Genomic DNA, 14,645 nt, shown 5'->3' on the forward strand with positions numbered 1-14,645 from the left:
TTATAATGGATCTTCCCATCAAAATCGTCATCGGCGGTCTGGGTGTGCGGGGATATGAGGTATACGCCTCCTATGCCAAGCGCAACCCCGACAAAATGCAGGTGACCGCCATCGCCGAACCCAACCCCATCCGCCGCCGGGATGTGCAGCGGGACCTGGGCCTTTCGGACAGCCAGTGCTACGAAACCATGGAATCCCTCCTGCAGCAGCCCCGTCTGGGGGATGTGGCTGTCATCGCCACCCAGGACCGCGACCATGTGCGGCTGGCACTTCCCGCCCTGGAAAAAGGGTATCACCTGCTGCTCGAAAAGCCCATCTCTCCCCTTTTGCAGGAATGTCTGGCACTGCAGCAAGCGGCGCACCGCTGCGGCCGGATCGTCACCGTGGCCCATGTGCTGCGCTACACTCAGATTTTCTCCACTGTGAAACGGCTGCTGGAATCCGGAGAGATCGGCCGGCTCATCCACATGGATCTGATCGAAAATGTGGCCTACTGGCATTTTGCCCACAGCTATGTGCGGGGCAACTGGCGCCGCGAGGAGGATTCCAGCCCCATGATTCTGGCAAAAAGCTGCCACGACCTGGACCTGCTGCGCTGGTTTGCCGGCAGCGCCTGTATATCCCTCTCCTCCAACGGCGGCCTGTCTGTTTTTCGCGCTGAAAGCGCCCCCGAAGGCGCGGACGACCGCTGCACCCGCTGTGCCCTATCCACCCGCTGCCCGTACAGCGCTGTGCGCATCTACATGGAAAATGAAAAGACCGGCATTCTCGGCGGCAATGCCGGCTGGCCCTGCTCGGTGCTGAGCGAAACGCCCACGCCGGACAGCATCCGCGCCGCTCTGGAAAAGGGGCCCTACGGGCGCTGTGTCTACGCCTGTGACAACGATGTGGCCGACCACCAGTGTGTGAACATGCAGTTTGCCAACGGCGTCTGCGCCACCTTCACCGTGACCGCCTTCACCCAGGAATGCTGCCGCACCATGCGCGCCATGGGCTCGCTGGGAGAGCTGGAGATCGACATGCTCCGCAACCGCGTGATGCTGCGCCGCTTTGGGCAGCCCGAGCAGATCATCGAGCTGGACAAGCTCACCGACCGCTTTGCCGGGCACGGCGGCGGCGATGACCGGATGATGGACGCCCTGGCCGCACTTTTCCAGCGGGAAGACCCCGCCTCGCTCACCTCGGTGGACGTTTCCATCGACAGCCATATCATGGCGCTTGCTGCCGAGCGTTCACGGCTGGAGGGCGGCGCCTGCATCGACCTGCTTCAGTTTGCCCGCCGCACCTGATTTTTCCCCGGAGGTATTCCCCATGCCATGTGTTCGTCACCTGCCCCGCTGCACCGATTGCTCCCCCCGCCCCTACGAAGAAGTGCACCGCGCCCTTGCCCGCCGGGCTGCGGAGGAAGGCATAATCCTTTTGAAAAACGAAAACCACACGCTTCCTCTGCCCTCCGGCTGCCGCATTGCCCTCTACGGCACAGGCGCTCTGCACACCCTGAAGGGCGGGACCGGATCGGGAGATGTAAACGCCCGGGAAACCGTTTCCATCCGCGACGGCCTGTACGCCGCCGGCTTTCAGATCGCCAACGAAGCCTGGCTGCAGCACTGTGACACCATCTATCGCCAGGCCCGCAGCAAATGGCGGGACCGCGTCTGGGAACAGCTGGAAACCGGCCAGCAGCCCCACTTTTTTGCCGCGTATGTCAACACGCCCTTTCAGGCTCCCGCCTGTGCGCCTGCCAAAGCGGCCTGCGATGCTGCACTGTATGTATTGAGCCGGTCCTCGGGAGAAGGGGCAGACCGCAAAAACGAGCCCGGCGACTATCTGCTCTCGAAATGGGAAATGCAGGACCTGCGCAGTCTGTGCAGCTTTTATCCCTCTGTCATTCTGGTGCTGAACACCGGCGGCATCGTGGACCTTTCGGTTTTGGACGAGCTGCCCCGGATCCATGCCGTGCTGCTGCTCTCACAGCCCGGCATGGAAGGCGGAAACGCCCTGGCCGACGTGCTGCGCGGCGCCGTGTCCCCCAGCGGGCGGCTCACCGACTGCTGGCCGCTGCGGCTGCAGGACTGCCTCTGTATGCAGCAGCCTTCCCCTGACCCCCGCACCGTTCGGTACCATGAGGGGATTTTTGTGGGATACCGCTACTTTGACACCTTTGACGTACCGGTTCGATTTGGATTTGGAGATGGCCTTTCCTACACGCAGTTTTCCATCCAGGCCGGCTGCCTGCGCCTGGAACGGGGAAACCGGCCCCGGTTTGTGCTGGACTGCACCGTGCAAAACACCGGGGACCGCTGGAGCGCAAAAGAGGTGATGCAGCTCTACGCCACCTGTCCCTGCGCCCTGCAGCCAAAAGAATACCGCCGGCTGGTCGCCTTTGCCAAAACCGGCCTGCTGGCGCCCGGGCAGAAACAGACACTTGCACTGGAATTTTCTCCCGATGCTCTCGCCTCTTTTGATCCGCAGGCGGGCGGCTGGGTACTGGACGCCAAAACCTATGGCCTTTGGCTGGGAAACTCGCTGCAGAGCTGCCGCCTGATTGGCGGCATACAGCTGGAACAGCGGGAGGTACTGGAACAGGTTTCGCTCTGCTGGCCGGACGCACCGCAGGACTGGTTTTCTCCCGGAATGAAGCACTGCCTGGAAAAGCGCCGCTCTCTGGAAAAAGAACTCCTGCAGCAGGGGCTGCCCATCCTGCCGGTCCGCCCGGGCTTGCTGCTCGGCTCCGCCCGCTCTCGTCCGCACCCCGACCCCAACGCCGAAAAAGCCCTTGCAATCGCCTCGCAGCTGGATGATGATTCGCTGGTGCGGCTCTGTGTGGGCCAATGGCACAAAGACGACGAAAGCCAACTGGGGTCCGCCGGGGTGAGCGTGCCCGGGTCTGCCGGCGAAACCCAGGAAATCGGCGGGGACATCCGGGTTCCCTCTCTGGTCCTGGCGGATGGGCCCGCCGGCCTGCGGCTGGCCAGCTGCTATTTCACCCAAAAAGGGCAGCCGCTGATCCCGCCTTTGGAACAGTGCTTTGAAAACGGCTTTCTGGCCCGCGGCGAGTACAACCCGGGCGGCACCCGGCACTACCAGTACTGCACTGCATTTCCCATTGGAACCATGCTGGCCCAATCCTGGAACACCTGCCTTTTGCAGGAAGTGGGGGCCGCCGTGGGCTACGAAATGGCTCTGTTTGGGGTCAGCCTCTGGCTGGCGCCCGGCATGAACATCCACCGCAGCCCACTCTGCGGCCGCAATTTTGAATATTTTTCCGAAGACCCGCTTTTGTCCGGCCAGATGGCGGCCGCCATCACCCGGGGAGTCCAGTCCTGCCCGGGCTGCGGCGTCACCCTCAAGCACTTTGCCTGCAACAACCAGGAGACCGAACGGCTGGAATCCAACAGCCTGGTTTCGGAACGGGCTCTGCGCGAAATTTATCTGCGGGGTTTTCAAATCGCCGTACAGTCGGCCCAGCCCAGTGCCATTATGACCAGCTACAATCTGGTAAACGGCGTCCATGCGGCAAACAGTGCCGCCCTCTGCACAGCCATCGCCCGCTGCGAATGGGGCTTTGCCGGCATCTTTATGACCGACTGGGACACCACGTCCAGCCGCCGCTGCACCGCCGAGGGCTGCATCCAGGCCGGCAACGACCTGTTGATGCCCGGCAACCGGCGGGAGTACAGCGCGCTGCTGTGCGCTCTCCGCGATGGCAGGCTGGACCGCCGGCTGCTGCGCAGCTGTGCCGGGCGGATCATCAAAACGGCGCTGGGGCTCTCCGCCCCCACAGCGCCCTGACCAGACAACCAGGGCGGCAATCACATACAAGGAGGTTTTTACAACAATGGATACCGAAAAACTGCGCAGCTGGCAAAGCTGGATTCGCACCGAACTTGAATCCTCTGTGAACTTTTGGCTCAAAAACGGCATGGATCCCGAGCACGGCGGCATCTACACCTGCCTGACCCGGGAAGGCAAGGTGTTTTCCACCGATAAAAGCGTTTGGATGCAGGGACGGTGCGGCTGGATTTTTGCCCACATGTGCCGCCTGTACGGCACCAGGCCGGAATGGCTGGAAGCGTCCCGGTCCTGTCTGGATTTTATGGAAGACCACTGCATCAACCGCAGTGCCGGAAACCGGATGTACTTCACCGTGACGGCAGACGGAAAGCCCCTGCGCCAGCGCCGGTACTGCTTTTCCGAGGAATTTTATGCCATCGCCAATGCGGAATACTACGGCATTACCGGCGACAGAAAATGCCTGGAACGAGCCCGCCGGGCCTATCAGCTGGTATACGATCTGAACCACGGCGCTCCCGACCCCACCGGCCTTGGCCCCAAAACCATCCCCGAAACCCGAAAGGGGCGCGCTCTGGCCGACCCCATGATCTTTTTGAACATGACCAGCGTTCTGCGCCGTGTAGACCCGGAACAGGCCGCTCTCTACGACCAGTATTCCGCCCAGTGCGTCCACGACATCTTCGCCTACCACCACAAACCCGATCTGCACTGCACCCTGGAATCGGTGGGGATGAACGGAGAATTTCAAAGCGACATTTCCGCGGGGCGCGTCGTCAACCCGGGCCACGATATCGAGTGCAGCTGGTTTTTGATGGAGGAAGCCAACCGCATCGGCAGCCGGGACCTGCACCGGAAGGCCGAGGATGTGTTCCGTTTTGCCATCAACGCCGGCTGGGACCAGGAATACGGCGGTCTGCTCTATTTCATTGACTGCATGGGGCTGCCCCCCGAAGCCTATGAACACGACATGAAGCTGTGGTGGCCCCACAACGAAATCCTCATCGCCAGCCTCATGGCCTACCGCGACACCCGGGACGAAACCTATCTGGACTGGTTCTACAAAACCATCGCCTATTGCCGCGACCACTTCGCCGACCCTGCATACGGGGAGTGGTATGGATACCTGCGCCGGGACGGCAAACCCACGCTGCCTGCCTGCAAGGGAAGCACCTTCAAGGGCCCGTTCCACGTGCCCCGCAGCCTTTCCATGGCGGACAAGCTCATCGACGAGATTCTCGCTCCATAAAAAGGAGGACTGGCTATGCCCCGTATCCTACTGCTGCCATTGGATGAGCGCCCCTGCAACTTTCTCTATCCCGCGTTAATGGTCGAAAAATGCACCGATGTCCAGCTGCTGCTCCCTCCCAAAGAGCTGATGGGCAGCAAAAAGCGGCCTGCCCCGTTTTTGCTGCTGGCGCAATGGCTGGGAAAAAACTTTTCCTGCTGTGACTATGCGGTGATCTCGATTGATATGCTCGTATACGGCGGCATCGTCCCTTCCCGGCTGCACCATCAAACCACCCGGGAATGTTTGGATCGCCTGCATCTTCTGGCCGATCTGCGCGCGCGATATCCCCAGGTCAAGCTCTTTGCCTTCAGCCTTATCATGCGGGCGCCCTGCTACAATTCTGCCGACGAGGAGCCGGACTACTATGCCGAGCACGGGAGCTCCCTCTTCCGTGTGGGAGTGCTGCGGGACAAAATCCAGCGCAATTTGGCCACAGCCGAAGAAAAATCCGAGCTTTCCGGCCTGGAACAGAGCATTCCGCGCTCCGTCCTCTCCGATTTCTGCAGCCGGCGCAGCACCAACCACGCGGTGAATCTGCAAACTATTTTTCTGGCGGAACAGGGGGTATTGGATTTTCTCACCATTCCCCTGGACGACTGTGCTCTCCTGGGATGGGCCGCCGCAGAGCGGCAGCAGCTCGCCGCCGCTATCCGCAGCCACGCGCTGGGCAGCCGCATATACAGCTACTCCGGCGCCGATGAGGCCGGCTGCATCCTGCTGGCACGGGCGGTCAACCACAGCCGCGGCATAACCCCGTCGGTGCACATCTGTTACAGCAGCGCCGGCGCACCCATGGTTATTCCCCGCTTTGAAGACCGGCCGCTGGGCGAAAACCTCAAATGGCTGGTCGCCGCGGCCGGCGGCAGAACCTGCTTTTCCCTGCAAGAAGCCGACTACATCCTTGTTGTCAACGCCCCCACCGAAGGGCAAAGCGCCATGGGCGACGCCAAATCTCCCGCCCCTCACTCTGCTTTTGGCGAACGATGCCTGCCCGATCTCGCCGCCAATCTGCGGGCGCTGGCCGCCAAAAAGCCTGTGATTCTGGCCGACCTGGCTGTCACAAACGGAGCCGACCGGGAATGGATGGACCTTTTGCAGCAGCAAAATCTGTTGAAAACGCTCTATGCCTATGCAGGCTGGAACACAGCGGCCAATGCTGCCGGCTGCTGCATCGCCCAGGGAATGCTTTGCGGCAAAGATAGCACACAAAGTGCCCTGTTCACCTGCCATCGGATTCTGGAGGATTGGCTTTATATGAGCCTGGTGCGCCGGGACGTTGCTGCATACGCGCAGCGAAAAGGGCTCTCTTTTGACGGCTCCTGGCAGGAACAGCTGCTTGCAAAATATGTGACACGGCAGATGTGCCGGCTGGCCAAAGGGCTTTCTCTCCCTGCACAGGTGGAAATCAGCCAAATTTCCTTTCCCTGGCATCGCCCGTTTGAAATCGAGCTTTTCATCCAGCTCTCCGCACCTTCCAAAGCGGGCATGTAAAAGAAAATCAGCCCCCAAGCGGACGGCATCTGCCGCCCGCTTTTTTTCAGGCAAAAAGCTCCGCGCCCCTCCAGCGCCCCTATGCCCCAAGCGCACATTCAGACAGATTTCCGCACAGTTCTGCCTGTGGCTGCACACGTATTTTTCTGTATCTGTGCCCACAGCCACGAAAAAAGCCTGCAAGGATTGAAATTCGGGCTAGAATATGCTAATGTTTTCTCATAGGACCAGGGGACCGGGAAGCTATGGCTGCCATGCCCCCAGCCCGCCATCCCCGGGGAAGGGACGAGGGAGAGGAGCCTTTGCGTCGCTTCACAGCCTTGGGGCATTGGCGCAATACAATTTGAAAGGAAGAGTTGTTGTGGCACAGAAAAAAGCGCAGTCCACCAAGAGGCAGACCGCAGAAGCAAAAACTGCTGCGGCTGCAGAAAAAAAGCCTGCAGCCGCTGACAAGGCCGAGCCCACTGCCAAAAAGGCCGAGCCCGCTGCCAAGAAGGCCGAGCCCGCTGCCAAGAAGGCCGCACCGACCCCCGTGGCAGAAGAGCCGAAGCCCGTCGCAGAAGAATCGGTTCAGCCAAAGGAGGAAGTTGCTATGGAACCGCACTATGATTCTCCCCGCAGAAGTGTTGCTTTTATCGGATCGGAATGCCATCCTTTCGTGAAAACCGGCGGTCTGGGCGACGTGATGTACGCCCTTCCCCGTGAGCTGGTCAAACAGAACTGCAACGTCCGGGTGATCCTGCCACGCTACGCCTGCATCCCTCAGAAATACCAGGACAAGATGGTATACCGGGGCGAGTTCTACATGGATCTGGGCAAGACCGGCCGCAACTACTATGTAGGCATCATGGAGTACATCTGCGACGGCGTTGTCTATGACTTCATCGACAACCAGGAGTTCTTCTCCAGCGGCAACCCCTACATCAGCCTGGTGGACGACATCCCCAAATACTGCTTCTTCAGCAAGGCTGCTCTGGCGGCTCTGAACTTCCTGAACTGGATTCCCGACGTCATCCACTGCCACGACTGGCAGGCCGCGCTGGTACCGGTGTATCTGCACACCATGTTCCAGGATTCCCCCGTGGGCCGGGCCAAAACCGTGCTCACCATCCACAACCTGCGGTTCCAGGGCATCTACAATATCCCCACCATCCGCTACTGGACCGGCCTGCCTGACTCGGTGTTCAACATGGGCGCCCTGAAGCAGGGCTACGAGGATGCCAACATGCTCAAGGGCGGCCTGGCCTACGCCGACCGCATCACCACCGTCAGCGGCACCTATGCCCAGGAGATCCAGACTGCCGAATACGGCGAAAAGCTGGAAAACCATCTGCGCTACCACAACTACAAGCTGCGGGGCATCGTCAACGGCATCGATTACGGCATGTGGAACCCCGCCACCGACCCCGCCCTGGCGGTGAACTACGACATCACCAACGTACTGCAGCACAAGCACGAGAACAAGCTGGCGCTGCAGCAGGAGCTGGGCCTGGTCCAGGACGAGGGCAAATTCGTCATCGGCCTGATCTCCCGCCTGACCAACCAGAAGGGTCTGGATCTGGTCAACGCCATCGTGCCCCAGGTCATGGACGGCAACACCCAGGTGGTGGTACTGGGCACCGGCGACAAGCAGTATGAGGACACCTTCCGCTACTACGAGAACGCCTACAAGGGCATGTTCAGCGCCTGCATCCAGTACGACGAGGCCCGGGCCCACCGGATCTACGCCGGCGCCGACGCTTTGCTGGTGCCCTCCCGCTTCGAGCCCTGCGGCCTGACCCAGCTCAACGCCATGCACTACGGCACTCTGCCCATCGTGCGGGAAACCGGCGGCCTGAAGGACACCGTGCAGCCCTACAACGTCTTCAACGGCGACGGCAACGGCTTCACCTTCGACCGCTACGACGCCGGTCTGCTGCTGGACGCCATCAACCGCGCCAAGACCGAGTATTTCCTCAACCGCTACCACTGGGACGAGGTGGTACAGCGGGATATGGCCAAGGATGTTTCCTGGGAGAACTCGGCCAAGCAGTACAAAGACCTGTATCTGGAGCTCACTCCGTGGTGATCTGATCTCCGCTATCCCCAGCCCGGCCCCCAAGGCCGGGCTCAGCCTGTAGAAAAACCTGCTTTGGCAATCAGGCCAGAGCAGGTGTTCTGTTTGAAAACAAGAAGACAGGTGGAAAAAGCAGTGAAATATCAGGCGCATTTTCGTGCAATCTGGACCGTTTGCCGCCATCCGGTGCCGGATGGCGGCCATTCCATTTCCAGGTGGCCAGCTTTTTCAGATTCATGGCAGCAAATTTAAGCTTCACCCAGTTTGTCACCTGGGCCAAGCCTCTGTACTGGGTGTAACGCATGTCGTGCCTTTCTTTCGCATCGGCAAATACACGCTCGATCTTCTCTTTTCGCAGCCGGTACAGTTCTTTGTACACCGGCATATACCGGACATGCTCCGCCATCTCCACATAGTCCTGCCAGATATGGCGCATCACCGTTTTCTCGCACCTGGAGCTTTCGGTACATATCCCTCTGGTAGGACAGCTTTTGCAAAGATAAGCCCGGCTTTTGTATTCCCGGTAGCCCTCCCGGTTTGTGGTGGAATAATGCAGCGCACGGTACTCCGGGCAGATCACATCATCAAAGTACTCGTCATACACATACATCCACCAGGGATGGCCGTTCTCTTTGGTCTTGGGACGGGTATAGCAAGTGGAAAGAACGTGGCCGCTCCCGAAGATCCTTTTGCAAATCCAAGGCGTTTTGTAGGCGCTGTCCGCCACCACGGTTTTGTGCTCGGGGTAGTTTCTGCACACTTCATCATACAAAGGATCAAAGGCTACGCTGTCGTGGACATTGCCGGGAGTGACGTAAACACCAAGAACAAAATTGTGCTTGTCGCAGGCCGTGTGCGCCTCGTAGGCAAAGCACTTTTTGTGTTCCCCCTTGTGGAACACGCCGCTTTCCGGGTCGGTGGTGGATACCACCGTTTCCTTCGTCTGCTTCTCCTGGGGCGGATTTTTGTCGCTGTCGTCGGAAAAGGGCTTCTTGCCGTGTTCTTCCCGGTCTCTGTTTACCTCAGCAAACAACTCTTTTGCGTACCGCTTCGCCTGTTTGGGAACCGCCTTTTTGGCCTGCTTTTTCAGATTGGCACTTGCCTTAATATGGGTTCCATCCACAAAAATCGCTTCTGTGTCCAGATACCCTTCCTCTGCCGCCGCTTTCAGCACCCAGCGGAATACATACTCCACCGTGCCATGGTTGAACCGGTGCTTGAAGTTGTAGCTCACCGTGGAAAAATGCGGCACTGCCTCATTCAGCGGATATCCAATGAACCACCGGTATGTCAGGTTCATGCTCACTTCTTCCAGAGTTCGGCGGAGCGAAGGAATCCCATAGATATGCTGGATCAGAACAATTTTGAACAGTACCACCGGGTCTACGCTTGGACGGCCGTTGTCCTCGCAGTACAGATCCTCTACAAATTCGTAGATCTTCTTGAAATCAATGGCTGCGTCGATCTTCCGCAGCAAGTGATCCTGCGGCACCATGTTTTCCAAACTTACAAATTCCAGTTGTCCTCTGTTTTCTGCGTTCTTTACCAGCATTTTTATCACCCCACACCATTATACCGCATTCCCTTTCCTTATACGAGAAAAAGACCACCGATAGGTGGCCTTTTTCGACAGGCTGGGGCAGGCCCAGCTGGGCCTGCCGCTCCTTCTCTTTTTGCTTTTCCTCCGGCGTTTTGGGCTTGGGGAGGGCATAATGATTGCCCCAGTTTTCCGCATAGTCCTTCAGCGTACCCAGCCGCTTGAGAGTCTTTTTATCGGAACGATTTCCAATTTGGCAGAGCAGTTCGTAGGCATCCTTCTTGAAGTCCAGCAGATCATACACATCCACCAGCACTTCCTTGGCCTGCTTGTCTTCCGACTGCTCCAGTTTCTCCTTGAAGGTATAGAGAGCGCGGACACTGTCCGGATTTCCTTTTGTCTCCCGAAACTGCTTTTGGAGTTCAATATATTGCTTCAGGTATTCGTTCATGGTCACAATCTCCCATCAATCCCACCAGAGATACCAGACAGTGGACCGCCGCAGCACATCAGCCAAAGCGCCTACGGTGGCGTCTTCCGGTCCCTGGTCAATGACATCGGGGCAGAAGCCATACAGTTCCACCGCTGCATCCATGGCCTTCTCCTTGTGGACGGGAGCCGGGAGCAGGAACTCCAGCTCATCGTGGCTCATGGCGGCAGGCACCGCGCCGTACTGCTCGAACCAGTATTTCGCCGCTGCCATCAGCTCCGGCGTATCGGGGCAGTCGTTCCAGTTTCCGAAGGGCAGGTAGGCAAAGATCTCCCAGGGGTTCTTGACCGGAATTTTCGCCAGAATGAGAGGGTGGGTCATATCGGTGTCGGAATCCCAGTAGCAGGAGATACGGTTATTCTCATAGCCGCCTTCCATCTCGCCCAGGATTTCCTCATCCCAGTCCATATCGTCATCCTCGGCTTCTTCCTTGCGCTGGCCGGTCAATTCCTCCAAAACCGCCTTTCCGTCTTTGACAGAGGTGGAGAGCATCTTCTTCCGGTACTCCGTTACAGTTTTGAGGTCAAATTCGTAAATGTCTACATCATTCTTCGGGTCGGCGTTCATCACCAGACACTCCAGCAGCGTTTCGTCATCCGCCTTGATGAGTACCGGCACAAAGCCTTCTTTGACACTTTCCCGTTTGGCATAGCTGTATGCCGACATGATGGGATCATCGTCCTTCATGGAGGGGAAATAGGTGCATTCACAGTCCAGATACTCCATCAACGCCTCGGTCAGTTCAGAGGGCTCCAGCGTGTCCTCGTCGAAGTCCTGTCCCTGCCAGTTGGTGAAGCGTTCCTCAATCACCTTTGCCATGGCCTGGTACCGCGGTACCAAGGTAAACGGAATCGTCCCCCTTGTGGATGTTACAAGCGGGGCACAGGTATTGCTGGCCGAAGCAGGCAAAAACAAGGACCGCTCCTGGACTCATGACCTGCCGACTGTAACCTACAATAACAGAGCATATTATCTGTTGAATAAGGCCGGAACTTACAAAGGGGTATGGCTGAGCGGTGATGGTGACAATGCCGGTACATATACCTATGCCGATGAAATCACAGTCGCCGGTGAGGCAAGCTCCTGGACAAACACGATCCGGCTGTACACCACGGCGGATCAGACGGAAAATACCAGCAATGACCATGCGCAGAGCTTTTACTACCTCACGCGGGTATATTCCAACACGGTGCCCCAATATTCGATAAATGGCATCGTATGGGCCGGTGACCACCAGACCCACCGCCTGACAACCTATTATAATCGTAGAGTGCTGAACTTTGATTTGACCAAGGAGATCGTGCCTGAAGCGACAACGAAGGCGACCGGCAAAAAGGCCTGTGCTGTCAGCAGCGGTGAAAAAGTCATTTACCGCATTACACTGCAGGCGCGGGATGGACTGACCGGGCAGATCAAGCTGCAGGGCAAGGATATAAAGGACCTGCTGCCTGCCAGTCTGACAGGTTTCCGATGGACAAAGGGTGAAAACATTGCCGTCAGCTATGACTTTGGGACAGGCGAAGGCGCCGGTATGATAACTGGCAGCCAGGATGATTGGAAGATTACGGTGCCGGATGCTCAAAAGCCAAACCAGCAGGCTATTACCTGGGGTGATGGTTTCAGTATCTCCTTTGGCAGCCAGCCGGTGTATATCTATGTAGAGCTTACCTACCCGCAAGGCGATGCCTGGGATGCCTATGTGGACGCCTACAGCAGCACTGGTGTGGTCAACACGTTCCAAGCCATGGGTATGGACGACAGTGTCAGCCACAACCTGAAAATGACGGGAAAAGGCGTCCTGCAAAAGGGCGTATACAATACGGCGGTTGTGAGATTGACTAATAACTTTGATGTTACAACAGGTTACTTTATAAGTAACAAGGGGACAAATTCCAGAAATATCTACGGCACTACGGGAACACATCCGTTCGCTACGCAGTACTATATTACTATCGCCAATGAGGGAAAAGGCCGGTTGTATCTGGAAGATGTTCAGGACATTCTGCCGGACGGCATGACCCTGAAAAATTTGCAGAGTGACCCTGCGAGATATTATTATGATTTTAGCAGAACGGTACAGACAATAACAACCGCCAACAGCTTTCCTTTTGCAGAGTGTACTACAAGCGGCAAAAATTTTACAGCGGTAAGGGTGCAGGTTGCAGCCAGCACAGCTGACTTGCAGGATGGACGGCAAAAAGTGACGTTCACCTTTACCCCCGGCGGGTCAGGTACTGTAAAGTATGATGCAGAATCAGGCAAGTGCTATCTTGAATCTGGGCAGGCAATACAGTTCGGATATTTCTGCTACTCTGGGTCAAAGACGCAGTCAAAAGATATGGCCGTTAATACTGCCGTAATGCCCTATTGCGATTATAATGGCGGTGGGATAGAGGTTGGAACGAGCCGCTTTGCCGTGAAGGACAGTTCTCAGATGGAAGCTGTGCTGCCAAACGATGATACGAATCCGACCATCAATGAAAATGCATGGGCAGCTGACTGTGGGTTTGCGGTGGACTCGGCGGACGAAACAACAAAATGGCTGACATCCACGGTTACACAGCATTTAGGCAAGGTGGAAATTGGACTGAGCAAGACAGTGTATGGTTCCACAAAATCACCAAATACAAAACCCAATGCAGTAGGCAACGAGGAAGAGGTTTGCTGGAGCGTGCTGGTTGAAAATAAAGGCACGACTGCACTGGAAGATTATGTTATCAGTGATGAAATACAGGAACCATATAGAATAACGAGTGTTTATGCCTACTTTGGTACTACAGAAGCTGAGTTAAAAAGTGGTAATACATATGCGTTTTTGTGCTCGATCAGGGATTATGACAAAGCAAGTGACACATTCCTGGTGGCGAACCAGCGGCTCAAAGTAAATGGCGATCCAATAAAAATACAGGCAGATACACATGGCGGAACCTATCGTAGTCACCCTGTTGTAGAAAAAGATCCTTCGTTCTACATTGCGATTGTTCGGGATACGGTATCTGGAAAACTCCGCGTGAATGTACGGCTGGCTGGTCCCACATGGGCAGTTCAGAGCGGAACCTATACAGATTTTCGGTTTTGGACCGAAAAGCCGGATGATTCTCGGCTGGTCAACAAGACCTACACCAACACCGCCTGGCTGACCCCGCTGCGGGACGACCTGGGCTGGGATGGTACGGCTACCAGGGGCGTGATCGATGAAAAATTGTCCACCCCGTATTGGGGCAAGGGCGAGACCCGCACATCCATCCGCAGCAGTGCGAATGTAATGGTGTCCTACGGTTACTCTACCAGCTCGTCGATTGCCGTCTCCCAAAAGGACCCGGCAGATCATACAGTTTACTCGACCAGCTCCGACGAGGCAGATACCACGACCGTCCTGCCGGATAAGAATGCCAGCGTCCATTATACCCTGACAGTGGACAATACGGTCTATGCCACCCCGCAGGCCCTGACCAAACTGGTGCTTATCAATAACCTGCCGCAAGAGGGAGATCATAACCCCTTCCAGGACGACGATATGCGCGGCAGTGAATACCAGATGAGCCTGACAGAGGGCAATACATTCACCGTAAAGGCCAGCATCCGTCAAAATGATGGTACATTTGAGACAAAGGTAATCGACCCTAAGTACATTAAAATACAGTACAGCAAGGACGTTAGCTTTGATGGGGATGACTGGAACGGTAAGGAATCCGTTAAATGGACGACGAACCCGGAGGGGGCACGATCTTTCCGCATTATTATCGATGACCCGTCTGGTGCAGCCATGCCTGCACACAGCAAAGTTACCGTGGAGTACGACGCCAAAGCAGATACCCCGGACAGCATCGAACCCGGCCAGACCGCTTACAACAGTTTTGGTTACCACTATGAGGTGAATGGCGGAACTGCACTGGAAGCTGCCCCCTCGGGCGTTGGCCTGCGTACCCCGTATGTGCCCACCCTGCAAAAGCGCCTGGAGACCCCGGATGGTGAGGCTATGGCTGCC

At 57.1% G+C, this 14,645-nt stretch carries 6 protein-coding genes and 2 pseudogenes; 5 read left to right on the plus strand and 3 right to left on the minus strand.

The features are described from left to right. Nucleotides 1-5 precede the first annotated feature (5 nt). The 5 genes from PG062_RS12015 to PG062_RS12035 all read left to right on the plus strand — a co-directional run bounded on the left by PG062_RS12015 (nucleotide 6) and on the right by PG062_RS12035 (nucleotide 8,642). Nucleotides 6-1,289, plus strand: coding sequence for a Gfo/Idh/MocA family protein (locus tag PG062_RS12015; RefSeq protein ID WP_256273348.1), 1,284 nt, complete (start codon nucleotides 6-8; stop codon nucleotides 1,287-1,289). Nucleotides 1,290-1,311: 22 nt separating this feature from the next. Further along, nucleotides 1,312-3,792, plus strand: a complete 2,481-nt coding sequence (locus PG062_RS12020) for a glycoside hydrolase family 3 protein (protein WP_270752467.1) — start codon at nucleotides 1,312-1,314, stop codon at nucleotides 3,790-3,792. Nucleotides 3,793-3,838: 46 nt separating this feature from the next. After that, complete coding sequence (locus PG062_RS12025; protein WP_256273346.1) at nucleotides 3,839-5,041, plus strand: AGE family epimerase/isomerase; 1,203 nt, start codon at nucleotides 3,839-3,841, stop codon at nucleotides 5,039-5,041. 15 nt (nucleotides 5,042-5,056) lie between these two features. Next, the gene (locus PG062_RS12030) at nucleotides 5,057-6,574 is read left to right on the plus strand and encodes a DUF4127 family protein (protein ID WP_270752468.1); all 1,518 of its coding nucleotides are present in this window, start codon (nucleotides 5,057-5,059) and stop codon (nucleotides 6,572-6,574) included. Nucleotides 6,575-7,166: 592 nt separating this feature from the next. Next, nucleotides 7,167-8,642 (plus strand): glycogen synthase, encoded by a 1,476-nt coding sequence (locus PG062_RS12035; RefSeq protein ID WP_333559423.1) that lies wholly within the window; start codon nucleotides 7,167-7,169, stop codon nucleotides 8,640-8,642. A gap of 70 nt (nucleotides 8,643-8,712) precedes the next feature. Here the strand turns inward: PG062_RS12035 and PG062_RS12040 are convergent, their stop codons facing one another. The 3 genes and pseudogenes from PG062_RS12040 to PG062_RS12050 all read right to left on the minus strand — a co-directional run. Next, complete coding sequence (locus tag PG062_RS12040) at nucleotides 8,713-10,182, minus strand: IS1182 family transposase (protein WP_270752470.1); 1,470 nt, start codon at nucleotides 10,180-10,182, stop codon at nucleotides 8,713-8,715. A gap of 67 nt (nucleotides 10,183-10,249) precedes the next feature. Next, a pseudogene (locus tag PG062_RS12045) lies at nucleotides 10,250-10,618 on the minus strand (CbrC family protein); the annotation flags it as partial. A 15-nt stretch (nucleotides 10,619-10,633) separates the two neighbouring features. Further along, nucleotides 10,634-11,485 (minus strand): annotated as a pseudogene (locus PG062_RS12050) (DUF4253 domain-containing protein); the annotation flags it as partial. Between the last annotated feature and the right edge of the window lie 3,160 nt (nucleotides 11,486-14,645).

This window comes from Gemmiger qucibialis (assembly GCF_027689445.1).
In the GTDB taxonomy this organism is placed as follows: Bacteria; Bacillota; Clostridia; order Oscillospirales; family Ruminococcaceae; genus Gemmiger; species Gemmiger qucibialis.

Coding starts and splice junctions, on each gene's coding strand:
- PG062_RS12020 (WP_270752467.1), top strand. CDS start 1,312: ATGCCATGTGTTCGTCACCTGCCCCGCTGCACCGATTGCTCCCCCCGC.
- PG062_RS12015 (WP_256273348.1), top strand. CDS start 6: ATGGATCTTCCCATCAAAATCGTCATCGGCGGTCTGGGTGTGCGGGGA.
- PG062_RS12040 (WP_270752470.1), bottom strand. CDS start 10,182: ATGCTGGTAAAGAACGCAGAAAACAGAGGACAACTGGAATTTGTAAGT.
- PG062_RS12035 (WP_333559423.1), top strand. CDS start 7,167: ATGGAACCGCACTATGATTCTCCCCGCAGAAGTGTTGCTTTTATCGGA.
- PG062_RS12025 (WP_256273346.1), top strand. CDS start 3,839: ATGGATACCGAAAAACTGCGCAGCTGGCAAAGCTGGATTCGCACCGAA.
- PG062_RS12030 (WP_270752468.1), top strand. CDS start 5,057: ATGCCCCGTATCCTACTGCTGCCATTGGATGAGCGCCCCTGCAACTTT.